This is a genomic window from Rhodococcus sp. IEGM 1381 (genome assembly GCF_030056795.1).
In the GTDB taxonomy this organism is placed as follows: domain Bacteria; phylum Actinomycetota; class Actinomycetes; order Mycobacteriales; family Mycobacteriaceae; genus Rhodococcoides.
Genome location: NZ_JASHKQ010000021.1, coordinates 23,454 through 37,607, shown reverse-complemented (window position 1 = coordinate 37,607; position 14,154 = coordinate 23,454). Strand labels below are relative to the sequence as shown.

At 64.1% G+C, this 14,154-nt stretch carries 16 protein-coding genes and 1 pseudogene; 8 read left to right on the top strand and 9 right to left on the bottom strand.

Going from position 1 to position 14,154, the window contains the following annotated elements; genetic code table 11:
• The first annotated feature begins 27 nt into the window (after positions 1-27).
• Positions 28-819, top strand: a complete 792-nt coding sequence (locus QM797_RS24545; RefSeq protein WP_283278301.1) for a YoaK family protein — start codon at positions 28-30, stop codon at positions 817-819.
• On the opposite strand, the gene QM797_RS24540 is transcribed toward QM797_RS24545, so the two are convergent.
• The 3 genes from QM797_RS24540 to QM797_RS24530 are packed head-to-tail and all read right to left on the bottom strand — an operon-like array spanning position 735 to position 3,882.
• Positions 735-2,420, bottom strand: a complete 1,686-nt coding sequence (locus QM797_RS24540) for a flavin monoamine oxidase family protein (RefSeq protein ID WP_283278300.1) — start codon at positions 2,418-2,420, stop codon at positions 735-737. The genes QM797_RS24545 and QM797_RS24540 overlap by 85 nt on opposite strands.
• Positions 2,417-3,253, bottom strand: coding sequence for a carbon-nitrogen hydrolase family protein (locus tag QM797_RS24535; RefSeq protein WP_283278299.1), 837 nt, complete (start codon positions 3,251-3,253; stop codon positions 2,417-2,419). Before QM797_RS24535 ends, QM797_RS24540 begins: the two co-directional genes overlap by 4 nt.
• A complete protein-coding gene (locus QM797_RS24530) occupies positions 3,250-3,882 on the bottom strand; it encodes a helix-turn-helix domain-containing protein (protein ID WP_283278298.1) in 633 nt (210 codons plus the stop codon). The genes QM797_RS24535 and QM797_RS24530 overlap by 4 nt, the downstream gene beginning before the upstream one ends.
• Positions 3,883-3,998: 116 nt before the next feature.
• Between QM797_RS24530 and speB the strand changes: the two genes are divergently transcribed.
• Positions 3,999-4,958 carry an agmatinase gene (speB, locus tag QM797_RS24525; RefSeq protein ID WP_032405057.1) on the top strand — a complete coding sequence of 320 codons (960 nt, stop codon included), beginning with the start codon at positions 3,999-4,001 and terminating at the stop codon, positions 4,956-4,958.
• Between the two features lie 4 nt (positions 4,959-4,962).
• On the opposite strand, the gene QM797_RS24520 is transcribed toward speB, so the two are convergent.
• Positions 4,963-5,862, bottom strand: coding sequence for a universal stress protein (locus tag QM797_RS24520; RefSeq protein WP_283278297.1), 900 nt, complete (start codon positions 5,860-5,862; stop codon positions 4,963-4,965).
• Positions 5,859-7,301 (bottom strand): amino acid permease, encoded by a 1,443-nt coding sequence (locus QM797_RS24515; RefSeq protein ID WP_283278296.1) that lies wholly within the window; start codon positions 7,299-7,301, stop codon positions 5,859-5,861. The genes QM797_RS24520 and QM797_RS24515 overlap by 4 nt, the downstream gene beginning before the upstream one ends.
• Positions 7,302-7,477: 176 nt before the next feature.
• Between QM797_RS24515 and QM797_RS24510 the strand changes: the two genes are divergently transcribed.
• The 4 genes from QM797_RS24510 to QM797_RS24495 all read left to right on the top strand — a co-directional run bounded on the left by QM797_RS24510 (position 7,478) and on the right by QM797_RS24495 (position 10,762).
• Positions 7,478-8,692, top strand: coding sequence for a PucR family transcriptional regulator (locus QM797_RS24510; RefSeq protein ID WP_283278295.1), 1,215 nt, complete (start codon positions 7,478-7,480; stop codon positions 8,690-8,692).
• A 224-nt stretch (positions 8,693-8,916) separates the two neighbouring features.
• Entirely contained in the window at positions 8,917-9,072 is a 156-nt protein-coding gene (locus tag QM797_RS24505; RefSeq protein ID WP_269608410.1) for a hypothetical protein, read from the top strand.
• A complete protein-coding gene (locus QM797_RS24500; protein ID WP_283278294.1) occupies positions 9,069-10,136 on the top strand; it encodes a TerC family protein in 1,068 nt (355 codons plus the stop codon). The genes QM797_RS24505 and QM797_RS24500 overlap by 4 nt, the downstream gene beginning before the upstream one ends.
• Before the next feature lie 77 nt (positions 10,137-10,213).
• Positions 10,214-10,762 (top strand): Dps family protein, encoded by a 549-nt coding sequence (locus tag QM797_RS24495; RefSeq protein WP_283278293.1) that lies wholly within the window; start codon positions 10,214-10,216, stop codon positions 10,760-10,762.
• Positions 10,763-10,827: 65 nt separating this feature from the next.
• Here QM797_RS24495 and QM797_RS24490 read toward each other — a convergent pair whose 3' ends face one another.
• Positions 10,828-11,289 (bottom strand): hypothetical protein, encoded by a 462-nt coding sequence (locus QM797_RS24490; RefSeq protein ID WP_283278292.1) that lies wholly within the window; start codon positions 11,287-11,289, stop codon positions 10,828-10,830.
• 123 nt (positions 11,290-11,412) lie between these two features.
• Here QM797_RS24490 and QM797_RS24485 point away from each other — a divergent pair, with 123 nt between their 5' ends.
• Positions 11,413-11,610, top strand: a complete 198-nt coding sequence (locus QM797_RS24485; protein WP_027496220.1) for a CsbD family protein — start codon at positions 11,413-11,415, stop codon at positions 11,608-11,610.
• An 82-nt stretch (positions 11,611-11,692) separates the two neighbouring features.
• Here the strand turns inward: QM797_RS24485 and QM797_RS24480 are convergent, their stop codons facing one another.
• Together QM797_RS24480 and QM797_RS24475 are read right to left on the bottom strand one after the other, a co-directional pair.
• On the bottom strand, positions 11,693-12,421 hold the full coding sequence (locus QM797_RS24480) for an EAL domain-containing protein (RefSeq protein ID WP_283278288.1): 729 nt from the start codon (positions 12,419-12,421) through the stop codon (positions 11,693-11,695).
• Positions 12,418-12,765: a PucR family transcriptional regulator gene (locus QM797_RS24475; RefSeq protein WP_283278286.1), complete on the bottom strand. Its 348-nt coding sequence runs from the start codon at positions 12,763-12,765 to the stop codon at positions 12,418-12,420. Before QM797_RS24475 ends, QM797_RS24480 begins: the two co-directional genes overlap by 4 nt.
• A gap of 29 nt (positions 12,766-12,794) precedes the next feature.
• Here QM797_RS24475 and QM797_RS24470 point away from each other — a divergent pair.
• Positions 12,795-13,044, top strand: a pseudogene (locus tag QM797_RS24470) (esterase/lipase family protein); the annotation flags it as partial.
• 54 nt (positions 13,045-13,098) lie between these two features.
• Here the strand turns inward: QM797_RS24470 and QM797_RS24465 are convergent.
• Positions 13,099-14,121, bottom strand: a complete 1,023-nt coding sequence (locus QM797_RS24465; protein ID WP_283278285.1) for an LLM class flavin-dependent oxidoreductase — start codon at positions 14,119-14,121, stop codon at positions 13,099-13,101.
• Positions 14,122-14,154 lie beyond the last annotated feature (33 nt).

The window sequence follows — 14,154 nt, the reverse complement described above, 5'->3', positions numbered from 1 at the left end:
GGTGGGCAATCGTGTCAGGATCTGTCGATGACCACGCCACGTCCTGAACCCCACATCGCTGCCGCTACCGCGAAGTCGGTTCGACTCGGGGTACTCCTGGCCGCGGTCGGGGGTTTTCTCGACGCCTACACGTACGTCACTCGCGGCGGGGTGTTCGCAGGTGCCCAGACCGGCAACGTGGTGCTACTCGGCGTCGATATCGCCGGCGGGCGGTGGGTCGAGGCGCTCGCGTTTCTACCCCCGTTGGCGGCGTTCGTGCTGGGCGTCGCGACAGCGGAGTTCATCGCGTTGCCCGCGGTGGCAAAGATCGTGCGGCGGCCGGTCCGTGCGGTACTCGTCTTCGAGATCCTCGTGGTTCTGGTCGTCGGATTTCTGCCGGCAACCGTGCCCGACGCCGTCGTCTCGGTCGTCCTCGCGCATGTGGCCGGCGTGCAGGTGACCACCTTTCGCGTACTGGTGGATTCGCCTTTCAACACCACGATGACGACCGGAAATCTTCGCAGCATGGCGATGGCAGCTTTTCATCGTGTCGTCGACCACGATCGCGAGGCAGGGACGCGGGCACGACGGTTCGGCGCGGTGATTTCCGGGTTTCTCGGTGGCGCGCTGCTGGGCGCCGCTGCGGTCGAGCTGTTCGGACTGCGTGCCATCTGGGTCGTGGCACTGCTGCTGACCGTCGCGTTGGCGCTGTTCGTCTTCGACGAGCGAACGCCCCGGTCACTGCCTCCGAAGTCTCAGTCGCCCAACCGAAGCGGTGCGATGGACTCGAAGACGTCGCCCGGTCCCGGATTGCCCTCGGCGGACGAACCGCCCAGATGATGCACGACGCCCCACACCGCGTTCAGTGCCGTATGAATCGCACCCTCCGCCCAACCCGCGGTCCACGAGATGTCGTCGCCCGCCAGGAAGATCCCTCGGTGCCGGGGGTCGAGCTCGTCTTGCATGAAATGGGTGAACAGTCTCTCCTGGTACCGGTAGTGACCCGGCAGGTTCGCTTTGAAGGCACCCATGAAATCGCGTTCGGTCTCCCAGGACAGTGTCACCGGGGTCGAGATGATGTGGCGGCGGAAGTCGACGCCGGGGTAGATCTCCTCGAGCGAGCGCAACATGATGTTCATCCGCTCGGTCGGGTCGAGGGCCAGGAGCTTGAGCGAGTCGTCGGACCAGGTGTAGGACAGGCAGATCAGCCCCGGCTTGCCCTCGCCTTGATCGAGTAGGTAGGTGCCGCGGCTCATTCGATCGGTGAGCGTCATGCTGACCAGGTCTCGTCCGGTGACCGGATCCTTGTCTTTCCAGAACGGCCGATCGACGAGTGCGAACACCTTGGTCGACCCCATGTAGTGGGTGCGTTCGATGGCGGTCCAGTGATCGATGGGAAACAGGCCGTCGTCACATCTGATGTTGCTGAGCAACATCCAGCTCTGGGCCGTCACGACGGCGGCCGCATAAGTGCGGATGTTGCCGCGGTCGTCGTGGATCGTGGTGCCGCCGTCGGTGCGCCTGATCTCGGTGACGCGCGACATCGTGGTGCCGCCGTTCAGTGAGGCCACCGACGTGCCTGCAGGCCAGTGCACCATGTTCGCGGGTGAGTCGGTCCACAGCCGCATCGGCAGTTGCTGTGAGCCTCCGACGATTCCACGATGATGGTCGTCCGCTGCCGTGCTGACGACGCGAAGGATCTCGAGAATCGAGTTGGGATAGTCGGTGTCCCATCCACCAGTTCCGAAACCGACCTGGCCGAACAACTCTCGCATCCGAAACGACGAGAAGTGCTCGGACGCAGCGAGGAAACCGTAGAAGGTCTGGTCGTCGAACTTCACGATCAGCTCGTTCCAGATCCTCTTGATCTCGGCCACGTCCCGCCTGCGAATGGCGCGCTGCAGCGGAATCAACTCGGCGTGTTCCTCGAGCGTGCGGTTCCACGCGTCGGCAACCTCGGCGAAGATCGGCGGTAGATCGTCGAGCTTGCGCGCGTAGTGGCTCTCGCCCTTGAGGTCGATCACCGTGCTCGGTGTCACCTCTGCCAACGGATTCGGAAACGGCGTCGTCTCGAGTCCGACGGCATCGAGGTAGTGGAACAGCGTGGTCGACGACGGTGGAAACCGCATCGCACCCATCTCGGCTACCACTCCGGGGTGCCCGTCGAACGGTACCGAGCGCATCCTGCCGCCGATTCGATCCGATTCGTACACAACGGGTTCGAGCCCGAGGGCCAGCAGCTCGCGGGCGACGACCATGCCCGCGAGTCCACCGCCGATCACGGCGACCTGGGTACCGAGGGCCGCGTCGGGAATGCTGCCGAGACCGGCCGGATGCGCGAGGTAGTCGTCGTACGCGAACGGGAAGTCCGGGCCGAACATGGTGAGCGGCTGTTCGTCCTCGGATTCGATCGAACTGTCCGGGGTGACGGGTGTGGTCATCGGTCGGTCTCCTGCTCGGGCCGCGAGGACCCTGTCGGGTCGAGAACTGTCCGGTACAGATCATGGCGACGATCGGCCAGATGCGTATTGACGGCGCGGGATCGAGCGAGCTCGGCCGGATCCAAGTCCACCGTCAGCAGCTGCTCGTGTGCGCCGAACCGCGCTATGTCGGTACCGTCCGGCGCGACGGCGCAGGTGAGTCCGCAGTACGTCAGGCTGGCCTCGGCACCGCAGCGGTTCACGTAGGTGATGAACAGTTGACTCTCGTACGCCCTCGTCGGGACTACGTGGGTTGCGATGATCTCGAACGGCGTCATCAAACCGGTCGGGACGATCAACCATTGCGTTCCGGCATCGGCATGCGCACGCACAGTTTCCGGAAATTCGACGTCGTAACAGGTGAGCAGGCCGCAGCGCAGACCTCCGAAGTCGAACTGCACCAGCAGTTCCGGTCCAGGAGCGAAGTGCGTGCGATCGAGTTCACCGAACAGGTGGGTCTTGCGGTAGCGCGCGACCGACAGCCCGGATGCGTCGACCACCTGGACCGAATTGAACACGGATTCACCGCTGCTCTCGGGATACCCGTACACGATGGCGACCGCTCGGGTTCGCGCGATCGCGGCGATGCGCTCGAAGATCGGACCGTCGAACGGTTCAGCGCGCTCGCGGACGAGATCTCCGATGTCGTAGCCACTCACCGACATCTCCGGCGTGACAAGGATGGACGCCCCTGCTGCGGCCGCGCCCTCTGCGGCAGCGTCGATCGACACGAGGTTCGCATCCACATCGGCGGAGAACTCCGGCCCTTGAAACAAGGCAACGGTGACACTCATGAGGAAAACTCCTGTTTCGTTGCAGGCAACTCTTCCGGCAACGCCGGGGCCAGTACCCACAGAACCTGCGCGCCGCCGCGACCCTCACTGCGAAAACTGTGTGGTCGCCTTGGCGAGAAGGTGAACGCATCGCCCGCCTCGAGCAGGACGTCGTCGCCGCCGAAGCTGCCGTCGGGGTCGGCTTCGAAGGTCACCCGCACCTCGCCGGACAACACATGCACGAACGTGACGTCCAACGGCAGGGTGTACGCCTCCGCTCCGCTACCGCCGCCCTCCTCGATATGCCCCAGCAACACCTGGACGCGCCGCTCCCCCACCGGAGTCAACAAATACTCCGTCATCGCCTCGCCGCCGAACACGATGCGCGGCAACGACTGTGCCCGTACGACATCACCGGCTGGGGCATCGTCGAACAGGGAGCCGACCGGCACGTCGAGCGCGGCACAGACCCGCACCAACGACGCAACCGAGGCGTTCACCTGATCGCGCTCGAGCTTGGACAAATATCCCTTGGTCACCCCGCACGTCTCGGCGAGCGCGTCCAGAGTCAACCGCTTCTTCTGCCGAGCCTCCCTGAGCCGCGCACCGATACGCGGTGCATCACCGACGACCGACGTAGCAAGGGACACTGCTCTCGCCTTTCAGGAAACTCGTGTTGACAAGATCGAGCATCAGAGTAACGCTTGCCGGGCGAACTGGTCGACCAACCGTGACCGGACTCCTGAAAATTCGGAAGGAATTGTCGATGAACCCGAGCAATCCCGAGCACCCACCGATCGGTCCGGTCGACGCCACCAAGGTTCCCCGCTTCGCCGAGCCCACCACGTTCGCCCGGCTTCCCCGTCTCGACGAGGTGTCCAGGGCCGATGTGACCATCCTCGGCGTCCCGTTCGATTCCGGCGTGAGTTACCGCCCGGGCGCACGTTTCGGCCCGGGTCACATCCGAGCAGCCTCGAAACTGTTGCGGCCGTACAACCCTGCGCTGAAGGTGTCACCCTTCGCCCGTCAACAAGTGGCGGACTTCGGCGACATCGGGGTCAATCCGTTCGACATCACCGAAGCCCTGACCACGGTGCACGACGCGGTGACCGACCTGCGCGCCGACGGCTCGTCGGTGCTCACCCTCGGCGGCGACCACACCATCGCTCTGCCGATCCTGCGGTCCCTCGCGCGCGACCACGGGCCGATTGCAGTGCTGCACTTCGATGCTCACCTCGACACGTGGGACACGTACTTCGGCGCGCCCTACACACACGGGACGCCGTTCCGGCGAGCCAGCGAGGAAGGGCTCATCGACCTCGAACGCTCACAGCACATCGGCATCCGCGGCCCTCTCTACAGTGAGCAGGACCTCGAGGACGACCGGGTGCTGGGCTTCCAGGTGATCCGTTCCGACGACTACGAGGTCGACGGCGTGGCCAGCATCGTCGAGCGGATGCGTCGTCGCCTCGACGGTGGCCCGGTTTACGTCTCGGTCGACATCGACGTACTCGACCCAGCACACGCTCCGGGCACCGGCACTCCCGAAGCCGGCGGCATGACCTCTCGTGAACTGCTGAACACGCTGCGCGGACTGGTCGGACTGAATGTGGTCGGTGCCGACATCGTCGAGGTCGCGCCCGCGTACGACCACGCCGAAATCACCGGAATCGCCGCGGCTCACGTGGCCTACGAACTGCTCTCGGTGCTGGCCCTCAACCGATAGAACGTCACCGACGCGGCAGCACCAGGATCGGTACCGGTGAATGACGAATGATCTTCGTTGCTCGCGAACCGAGGAACACCCGAGAGATGGGCCCCAACGGTCCGGACGATCCGATGGTCAGTACTTCGCCGTCCTGCCAGTGCAGTTCGTCGAGGGCTTCGCGCCAACTGCCGGCCGAGGCCAGCTCGGTTGTCACCTGTTCGGCCGGAAGTCCTACCGCAACAGCGTCGTCCACCGCACCGGTGAGTGCCTCGCTCAGCCCTCGGACGAGTTCGGCGGCAACGTCGTCCTCGGCTCGCAGTCCGATCTCGGGTGGGTACATCGTTGCCCCGCGCACGACGAACGACGCCAATCGCAGTGGAATGCCCGCATCCCTGGCCAGTTCCGCGGTGGGTCCCACCACACGCGAGGCCTCGCTGTCACCGGAGAACGCGCAGGTGATCCGCGTCAGCGTCGCACGGTCGCGCATGCGGTAGCCGCGCGGAGCGAGCGCTACGGTCACCGGCGAGGAGTGCAGGAGCTTGTCCGCGGTCGACCCGACGACGACCTGCCCGAGCGCACCGTCGCCCGAGGAACTCAGTACCAGCACGGATGCCGAAAGGTTCTGTGCCGCTTCGGTCAACGCAGTCGACACCGAGCGATGCGCCAGGCGATGGAACGATGCGGTGATGTCCGGGGCCCGGTCCTCCAGGTAGTGCCGCGCCTTCGCCTCGGACTCGGCTGCAGTCACCGCCGCCCAATCCGCGAACTCGGCATCGACGCGTGCCATCGACGGCGTGGACCACGGCTTGGGCACAACAGTCGCAACGTCGATGTCGGTACCCGACGACCGCGCGAGTTGGGCACCGAGATCGAGGGCACCGACACTGCCTTTCCCCGGCGCGAACGCGATCAGAACGCTCATTCTGCGTCCTTTCCAACCGATCGGAGCGCCGAATGATGCCGACCCCACAGGAAGTAGAACGCGAGAACCACGGCGAGCCAGAGCCCGAACCAGAACCACGTGGTCCACCGCAGACCGGACAGGATGTACACGCATGCGGCGACCGACAACACCGGCGTCACCGGGTAGCCCGGCACCTTGAACGGACGCTCCAGGTCCGGCATCGTCCGACGAAGCACGATCACCCCGATCGCCACGACGATGAACGCGACGAGGGTGCCGATCGATACCAGATCGGCCAGCTTGTCGAGCGGAATGAACGCAGCCAGAATCGAGATGATCACCGCGACCACGATCGTGTTGTTGACCGGGGTGTGCGTGCGCGGACTGACTTTGGCAAACGCCTTCGGCAACATGCCGTCCCGGCCCATGGCGAACAGAATGCGAGTCTGCCCGTACATCGTCACCAGGGTCACCGAGAAGATCGAAATGACCGCGCCGGCAGCCAGAATCGTTGCCGGCCAGGCCCGCCCGGTGACGTTGCGAAGAATCTCGGCCAAGCCGGCTTCCTCCTGACCGGCGAAGGCGGTCCATGGCTGAGTCCCCAGCGCTGCCACTGCGACCACGAGGTAGAAGACGATGACGACGATGAGCGCAGCAATGATGGCCCGCGGCATGGTCTTCTGGGGATTCTTCACCTCGTCGCCCGCGGTGGACACTGCGTCGAGTCCGATGAACGAGAAGAAGATGGTGCCTGCGGCCGCCGTGACACCGGCAGTACCCAGCGGCATGAAATCGGAGAAGTTCCCTGAGTCGAAGGCCGAGAATCCGACGACCGCGAACAGTGCGAGCACACCGAGTTTGATGACGACCATGACCGCATTGACTGCTGCGGATTCACTGGCACCGCGGATCAGCAGCACGGCACACAACACGATCAGCACCACAGCGGGCAGGTTCATGACCCCAGGATCGGCGTCACCCGGTGCGGCGGACAACGCATGCGGGATGGTGAAACCGAAGAGGTTGTTGAGCAGTTCGTTGAGATATCCACTCCACCCCACCGCGACGGCGGCACTCGACACCCCGTATTCGAGCAGCAGACAGGCCGCGACCCCCATCGCGACCACCTCACCCATCGTCACGTAGGCGTACGAGTAGGTAGAGCCGGAAACCGGTACTGCCGACGCCATTTCGGCGTAGCAGATAGCGGCGAGACCGGCCGCGATACCGGCCGCCAGGAACGAGAGCACCACCGCGGGACCGGCCTCGGGAACGGCGAGCGACAGGACGAAGAAGATACCGGTGCCGATAGTGGCACCGACGCCGAACATCGTCAGCTGAAACATGCCGATGGTGCGTTCCAGCCCGCCACTGCTCTGCTGGTCCGGGTCCGCGATCGGTTTCTTGCGCAACAGCTGTGATCGCAGACTCGATGCGGGTTTGTTCGACGAAGTCATGGTCGGCTCTCCCACCGTGGAGGCGAACGTGCGGATCGGCTGATTGTGCTCCCAGATAGTGCCCGTCGCACATCGAACACGCCGCGAAATGTCTCGATTGACGCGGCGACTCGTTTCGGGGCTGCCACTGCGATGCCTACCATTGACCTTCGATCGGATGGGAGACGCGCGAACACATGGCCACACAGGAGGGCGGGGCACGGCTCGACACGGTCGCTACGCTGGCTGCGTCGGACGCAGGCGGCCTCGACGTCGTGTTCCTCGGCAACTTTCTCGACGTTCTCACCGACGCGGTGAACGCGGGCGTCCCGCTCAGACGACAACAGCTCAGAGCGTTCCGGGCACAGGGTGATGCTGCCGCGCGTGCCGGAGTCGCATTGCGCGCACTGCTCGATCTGTATCTGTCCTCGGCATGGCGGCTGTGGCGAGAACTGCCCGCAGTGACGGCAGCCGCCGACAATCCGGCCGGCGTCGTGACGGCAGGCGAGGTGATGCTGCGGGCCGTCGACGACGCAGTGGCCGAACTCGCCGAAGGGTTCCAACTCGCCCGTCGCACGCTCGTTCGTGCCGAGGTACTCGCCCGCCGCGAGTTCGTCGACGATCTGCTCTCCGGAACCTCCGACGTCGCCGGGGTACTCGGACGCGCCCAGACATTCGGACTGGACCTGTCGAGTCCGCATGCGGTAGCGGTGGTCACGTCGAGCAAGCCGTTCACCGACGCGAGCTCGGCGATCGGGCTCGTCGAGCGCAGCGTGCAGGGCAGCAAAGGTGACGCGGAGTTGCTCGTCGCAACCAAGCAGGGCCGGTTGATTCTGGTCTTCCCCGCACCCGACCGCGAGGCCGTCGAGCATGTTCTCGCCAGAGCGGGACGCGTACTCGGTACGTCCGCCCACACCCCGACAGACTCCGTCGACCTCCGTCGCGACGGTGAGTACGGCAGGACGCAGATCGGGGTCGGTCGCCCACGCGGTGGAGCAGCGGGCGTCGCCGCGTCGTACCGGGAGGCGCTCGATGCTCTCGAACTCGCCTCTGCGCTCGGGCTCGATACACCGGTGGTCGATGCCCGAGACCTGCTCGTCTATCGAGTTCTCATCAGTGACCGGGCCGCCATCGCCGATCTGGTCGACACGTTGCTGACGCCGCTACTGGTCGCCCGCGGTGGTGCGGGTCCGTTGTTGGAAACGTTGCAGGTGTACTTCGACACCGGCGCGAACTCCGCGTCCACCGCGCGACGTATGCACTTGTCCGTGAGGGCGGTCACGTACAGATTGTCGCGAATACATGATTTGACCGGTCAGGATGTGGGCAATCCCGTAGAAGCATTTGCGCTGCATACGGCCGTACTCGGTGCCATGCTGCTCGACTGGCCGGGCGGTCGCCTGTCGTCATGACAGGTACAGTCGGCTAACTTGCCGGATTCCGGCAAAGAATTCCGAGGAAACATGTCCGCATAACGACCCTGCCTGCACGAAACCGAACAGTCACACTGGAGTAGTCGCGGTCGGACCCACCCGATGTGGAGCCCCGCGGAACGACCCACGATTCCCGTCGAGCAGGACGCTCGGCCAGAACACGACCAGATCAGACGAACGAGAACGCAAGGAGCATGTGACAGATGTCGTCGTTGGTACAGAAGTTGACCACATTCGCTCGCAGCCCACAGGGCAAGAAGATGGTCGATCAGGCACGTAGATACGCAACCAAGCCGGAGAATCAGGCGAAGTTGAAGCAACTCGGTAGCAAGTTCACCGGTAAGGGTGGTCGTTCATGAACGTCGTTCCGTGGTGGGCGTGGGCGGCTTTCGGTGCCGTCGTCCTCATCCTGCTGGCAATCGACCTGCTTGCGCACCGCGGTGCCCACATCATCGGCTTCAAGGAAGCCGCATGGTGGAGCGCGCTGTGGGTCGGCGTGGCCATCATCTTCGGCATCGTGGTGTTCTTCACACTGGGAACAACGGCCGGAGTCGAATACACCACGGCCTGGCTGCTGGAGAAGAGTCTGTCCGTCGACAACCTCTTCGTCTTCGCGCTGATCTTCGGTTACTTCAAGGTTCCCCGTGAGTACCAGCACCGAGTGCTGTTCTTCGGTGTGATCGGCGCCCTGGTCTTCCGTGCGATCTTCCTGGCCGCCGGTGTGGCAATCGTCAGCAAGTTCGCTGCCGTTCTGTTCGTCTTCGCAGCCATCCTCCTCTACAGCGCGTACAAGTTGATGAAGGACGAGGACGACTCGTACGACCCCGGCACCTCCATCGCAGTGCGCTTGCTCAAGAAGATCGTTCCCGTGCAGGACGAGTACTCCGGTACCAAGTTCTTCGTCAAGGAAGCAGGCAAGCGGGTGGCCACGCCACTGCTCGCCGTCGTCGTAGCTATCGAGGCCGCCGACCTGGTGTTCGCAGTCGACAGTGTTCCTGCTGTTCTGGCGGTGACCGACGACCCGTTCATCGTGTACTCCTCGAATGCGTTCGCCATCCTCGGACTACGTGCTCTGTACTTCTTGCTTGCAGGGTTGCTCGAGAAGTTCCACTACCTGTCCAAGGGTCTGGCAATCATCCTCGCCTTCATCGGCGTCAAGCTGATCCTGCAGGCCGGACACAAGGTGATCAGCACGTCGATCCCCGAGATCCCGTCTCTGGTCAGCCTGGTGGTCATCATCGTGGTCCTGGCAGGCTCGATCATCCTGAGCCTGAAGAATCCTCCGGAGGAAGACAGCGCCGACGCGATCGACAAGGCTGCGGCCGACAGTCCGATCGTCGATCCGACGGACGGAACATCCACCGCAGGCACCTCGTCGACGGGAACGTCGGGTACGGATTCACCGAGACTCGACAAGTCCTAGCACCGCACGACGCATGCCCCGCCGATCTGTTCGGCGGGGCATGTTTGTGTTCGGGAGCGTTGGGGCAAACACTGATCATGGCTGAAAAGAACTCGTACACCGTTCCCGGACTCACCTCGGAAAAGGGCGCGCGCGTCGCCGAAATTTTGCAAGATCGACTGAACGCGTACAACGACCTACACCTGACGCTCAAGCACATCCACTGGAATGTCGTCGGACCCAACTTCATCTCGGTGCACGAGATGCTCGACCCGCAGGTCGAAGCGGTTCGCGGTTTTGCCGACGACGTCGCCGAGCGCATCGCCACCCTAGGCTCGTCGGCCAAGGGCACGCCGGGCACCATCGTCTCCGAACGTAGCTGGGACGACTACTCGATCGGCCGCGCGACGGCCATCGAGCACCTCGGAGCTCTCGATCTCGTCTACACAGGCGTCATCGAGACCACCCGTAAGAACATCGAAGAGGTCGGCGAGATCGACCCCATCACCGAGGACATGCTCATCGGTCAGAGCGCACAGCTCGAACTGTTCCACTGGTTCGTTCGCGCGCACCTGGAGAACTCCGGCGGACAGCTGTCCACCGCGAGCGCGACCAGCGAGGTCGAGGCGGCAATTCAAGCAGGCTGACACTTCTCGACCCCAGCACCGACCCCGCCGCTATAGGCGGGGTCGGTGTTTTCGTGCGGGCGACGTCAGTCGGTCGGCCTGGCCTCGTGCCCGCGGCGGCCATGGGTACGACGCTGCTCCTTCATCTCTGCCTCGAAGATGTGCCGCCGACCGTCGAGCAGTTCGTCCCGCACCGCCCGCTCGTGTTCGCGTAGAGGACTCCAGTAGCCGTCGTCGAATTCCTCGACGAGCTGGAATGTCCAGCGTCCGGGAGCGATGTTCCTGCCGATCATGTCGTCGTCGATTCGCTGTGCGATCGCATCGTGGTCTGCTTCGGCGAGTGCTTCGACGGCTTCTCCGAGCAACAGGTCGGAGTGACCCATCAGTTGGTGGAACGAGTAAAGGTGCCCGCGGGCCCGCTCGACGCATTCGAGCGCCTCGGACATCTTGCCCACCGCGGCCACGGTCGCGTCGTCCACACCGCTCGGACGCCGATGCTCCGGAGACGGTGTCTCGTGGGTGGGCTGGGCGTCGCTGTCTGAGTTCATGGTCGACGGTTACCCGGATCGCATCCGTACAACCGCACCTGCACGCACAACGGGGATTACCGCGTCCGATCGTGGGTATAGCTCTTCGCGAACAGGTAGGACAATCTATTTCGAGGAGTTCACATGGCTGATTTCATCGACAAGGCAAAGCACAAGGCCGAAGAGCTGGTGGGCGAAGCCAAGGAAAAGATCGGTCACAAGACCGATAACGACGATCTTGCTGCCGAAGGCGCGAAGGATCAGGCCTCGGGCAAGACCAAGCAGGTCGGCGACGACGTCTCCGACGCTGCAGGCAACATCAAGGACAAGTTCACGAACTGATTTTTTCGGTTCGGTCGATCAGGACCCCGCATCTCGAGCTGTTCGAGATGCGGGGTCCTTGGTCTGTGCGTCATCACCGGCGTCAGATCGGCGGATTCGGGAGCGGCATAGGCCGGCCGAAAAGCCAGCCCTGCCCCAGGGTCGCGCCCAATGCCATGGCGCGACGCAGATGCCGACGAGTCTCGATTCCTTCCGCCAGCAGGGTGGCGTCGCTCGTGTGCAGGTAATCTCGCACCTGCCGCATCGCTGCGCGCGATCGGTATGGCGACCGGACGATCAACGCGTCGAGTTTGACTATGTCCGGCCGGACCGAGGCCAGCAGACCGAGCGTTGCCGGGGTCGCCCCGACGTCGTCCATCGCCACCGACATCCCGCGCGCGCGGGCACCTCGTACCAACGCCATCAGCATCGGTACGCTTCGATCGAGATCTCGCTCGGCGATCTCGAGGACCACGTCGAGGTCGTCGCCGATTGCATCGAGGTGGATGTCGACATCCCGTTCGTCGACGAAGCAGCCCGGCTCGATATTGAGAAAGAACCGGACTCGGCGCGAATACGCGTGCTCACGAGCCGCCCGCAGCGCGGCCGCCCGGCATGCGACGTCGACCCGGCCCACCATGCCGCGTTCACGGGCGAGGGCGAACACGGTCTCGGGAACAGCCAGGCTGGGAGAGGGCCACCTGGCGAGCGCCTCGTAGCCGACGACAGCCCCGGTCGACAGTTCGACGACGGGCTGAAACATCGCAGCCACCGACTCGACCGAATCGAGCGCCGCCGATGCTGCCAGTACCGCACCGTCCGACACGGTCACGATATTCGCTCGTCAACCGGAGCGCGGCGCGCCTCGAGGCGGTCGGCGATCAGAGCCGCGTGGAGTCGGCGCAGCCCCGACGGCTTCATCGGATCCAGTCCGGTGAGCTGCTCCACGCGCTTGAGGCGGTAGTCGACCGTGTTGGGGTGCACCGTCAGCCAGGTGGCCGTCTTCTTCCGGTTGGAGTCCGATTCGACGAAGGCCTGCAGCGTCGGCAACAGATCGACCGAATCGCGGAGCGGATCGATCAACGTCACGAGGTGCTTGCGGCCCAGACCGGGCCTGCTCACCTGATACTCGAACACCAGATCTGCAATCCGATACGTTCCCGGCGCGTATCGCAACCGACGAACGAGACTCAGCAGCTCGTAAGTACACCGTGATCGGTACCAAGTACGACGAGGTAGTCACCCCCTACAAGACGACGTTCCTCACCGCAGGCCCCGGTGCCACGGTCAACAACGTCACCCTGCAGGACGGCTGCGGAATCGACCTGTCCGACCACCTGTCGATCTCGGTCTCGCAGCGCGCGATCGGAATCGTGAAGAACGCGCTGGATCCGAAGGGCTTCCCCACGAAGTCGATCCCGTGCGCCGTACAACTCCCCCATCACCGGCGGATAGTCACCCGCTCAGCACTACACCGATGAGGACGACGGGCCGTACGGTCGGTCGTCCTCATTGCGGTGCGGGTTTCCACCCCAGGGCCGGACCCAGCTCGAGCGCTATGTCGGTGAGGATCTGCACGTAGTCCTCATGGTCGAAGCTGAACGGCAATGCGAACGCCACCTCGTTCACCTCACGAAACGACTTGTTGGCATACAACTGCTCGGCAATGTGATCCGAGGTGCCGACCAGGTCTGGTGCGAACATCATGCGCGCCGGGCCCTGCGGCTCGTGCGTGCGCACCGATCGGCCCCGCGCGTACTCCTCGTACTTGGCGATCTGACCGGCACTGGCGCTGTCGGTCGGAATCACGACCAGTCCCTGCGACACCCTTGCATCGCGCCCTGCCGGATGGAACTGCCGGAACCGCCCGATGTGCGAGAGCTGAATCTCGTCGAACTCGGTCGATTCCTCGGCACGCACCACGCTGCTCACCAGAAGATTCATCGCGTTCTCACCGGCCCACTGCGCCGACCGAAGGCTTGCGCCGCCGTACCACATCCGACTGCGCAAGCCGGGCGAATGCGGTTGCACACGATCGGAATACGATTCGATTCCTTCGGTTCCCGCCCACGTCGAGGCCGGCTCACCGGCCACGAAACCGAGCAACCTCGATACCCGTCCGTACCCGAAATCCTCGTCGTTCGCGGTGTCGGGATACAGCGAGTACTTGACGCGCTCGAACTGCATCGGTGGACCGACACTGACACCGGGATTGATCCGTCCACCAGAGAGCACGTCGACCGTCGCGAGATCCTCGGCCAATCGCAGAGGGTTCTCCCAACCCAACGGGGTCACCGCCGTGCCGAGCGCTATCCGGTGGGTCCGCTGCGAGGCGGCAGCCATCACAGCAATCGGTGAGGAAATTCCGTACTGCAGATGTCGGTGGCGAAGCCACGCGCTGTCGAAGCCGAGCCGCTCGCCGAGTTCGATGATGCTCAACGTCGATTCGTGCCCGCGCGCGGGATCTGCTTCGTCGAACAAGCCGATCGTGAGGAAGCCGAGCGAACGCAGTGGCTGAGAAGGCTGGGGCACTGGCTTACTCCTCCGTGCGAATGTCCGACCAGC

What these genes read in the sequence shown, in the direction of transcription:
- QM797_RS24510 (WP_283278295.1), top strand. Translation starts at nt 7,478, where the DNA reads ATGGCCACACAGGAGGGCGGGGCACGGCTCGACACGGTCGCTACGCTG.
- QM797_RS24495 (WP_283278293.1), top strand. Translation starts at nt 10,214, where the DNA reads ATGGCTGAAAAGAACTCGTACACCGTTCCCGGACTCACCTCGGAAAAG.
- QM797_RS24535 (WP_283278299.1), bottom strand. Translation starts at nt 3,253, where the DNA reads ATGAGTGTCACCGTTGCCTTGTTTCAAGGGCCGGAGTTCTCCGCCGAT.
- QM797_RS24515 (WP_283278296.1), bottom strand. Translation starts at nt 7,301, where the DNA reads ATGACTTCGTCGAACAAACCCGCATCGAGTCTGCGATCACAGCTGTTG.
- QM797_RS24485 (WP_027496220.1), top strand. Translation starts at nt 11,413, where the DNA reads ATGGCTGATTTCATCGACAAGGCAAAGCACAAGGCCGAAGAGCTGGTG.
- QM797_RS24500 (WP_283278294.1), top strand. Translation starts at nt 9,069, where the DNA reads ATGAACGTCGTTCCGTGGTGGGCGTGGGCGGCTTTCGGTGCCGTCGTC.
- QM797_RS24490 (WP_283278292.1), bottom strand. Translation starts at nt 11,289, where the DNA reads ATGAACTCAGACAGCGACGCCCAGCCCACCCACGAGACACCGTCTCCG.
- QM797_RS24540 (WP_283278300.1), bottom strand. Translation starts at nt 2,420, where the DNA reads ATGACCACACCCGTCACCCCGGACAGTTCGATCGAATCCGAGGACGAA.
- QM797_RS24520 (WP_283278297.1), bottom strand. Translation starts at nt 5,862, where the DNA reads ATGAGCGTTCTGATCGCGTTCGCGCCGGGGAAAGGCAGTGTCGGTGCC.
- QM797_RS24545 (WP_283278301.1), top strand. Translation starts at nt 28, where the DNA reads ATGACCACGCCACGTCCTGAACCCCACATCGCTGCCGCTACCGCGAAG.
- speB (WP_032405057.1), top strand. Translation starts at nt 3,999, where the DNA reads ATGAACCCGAGCAATCCCGAGCACCCACCGATCGGTCCGGTCGACGCC.
- QM797_RS24505 (WP_269608410.1), top strand. Translation starts at nt 8,917, where the DNA reads ATGTCGTCGTTGGTACAGAAGTTGACCACATTCGCTCGCAGCCCACAG.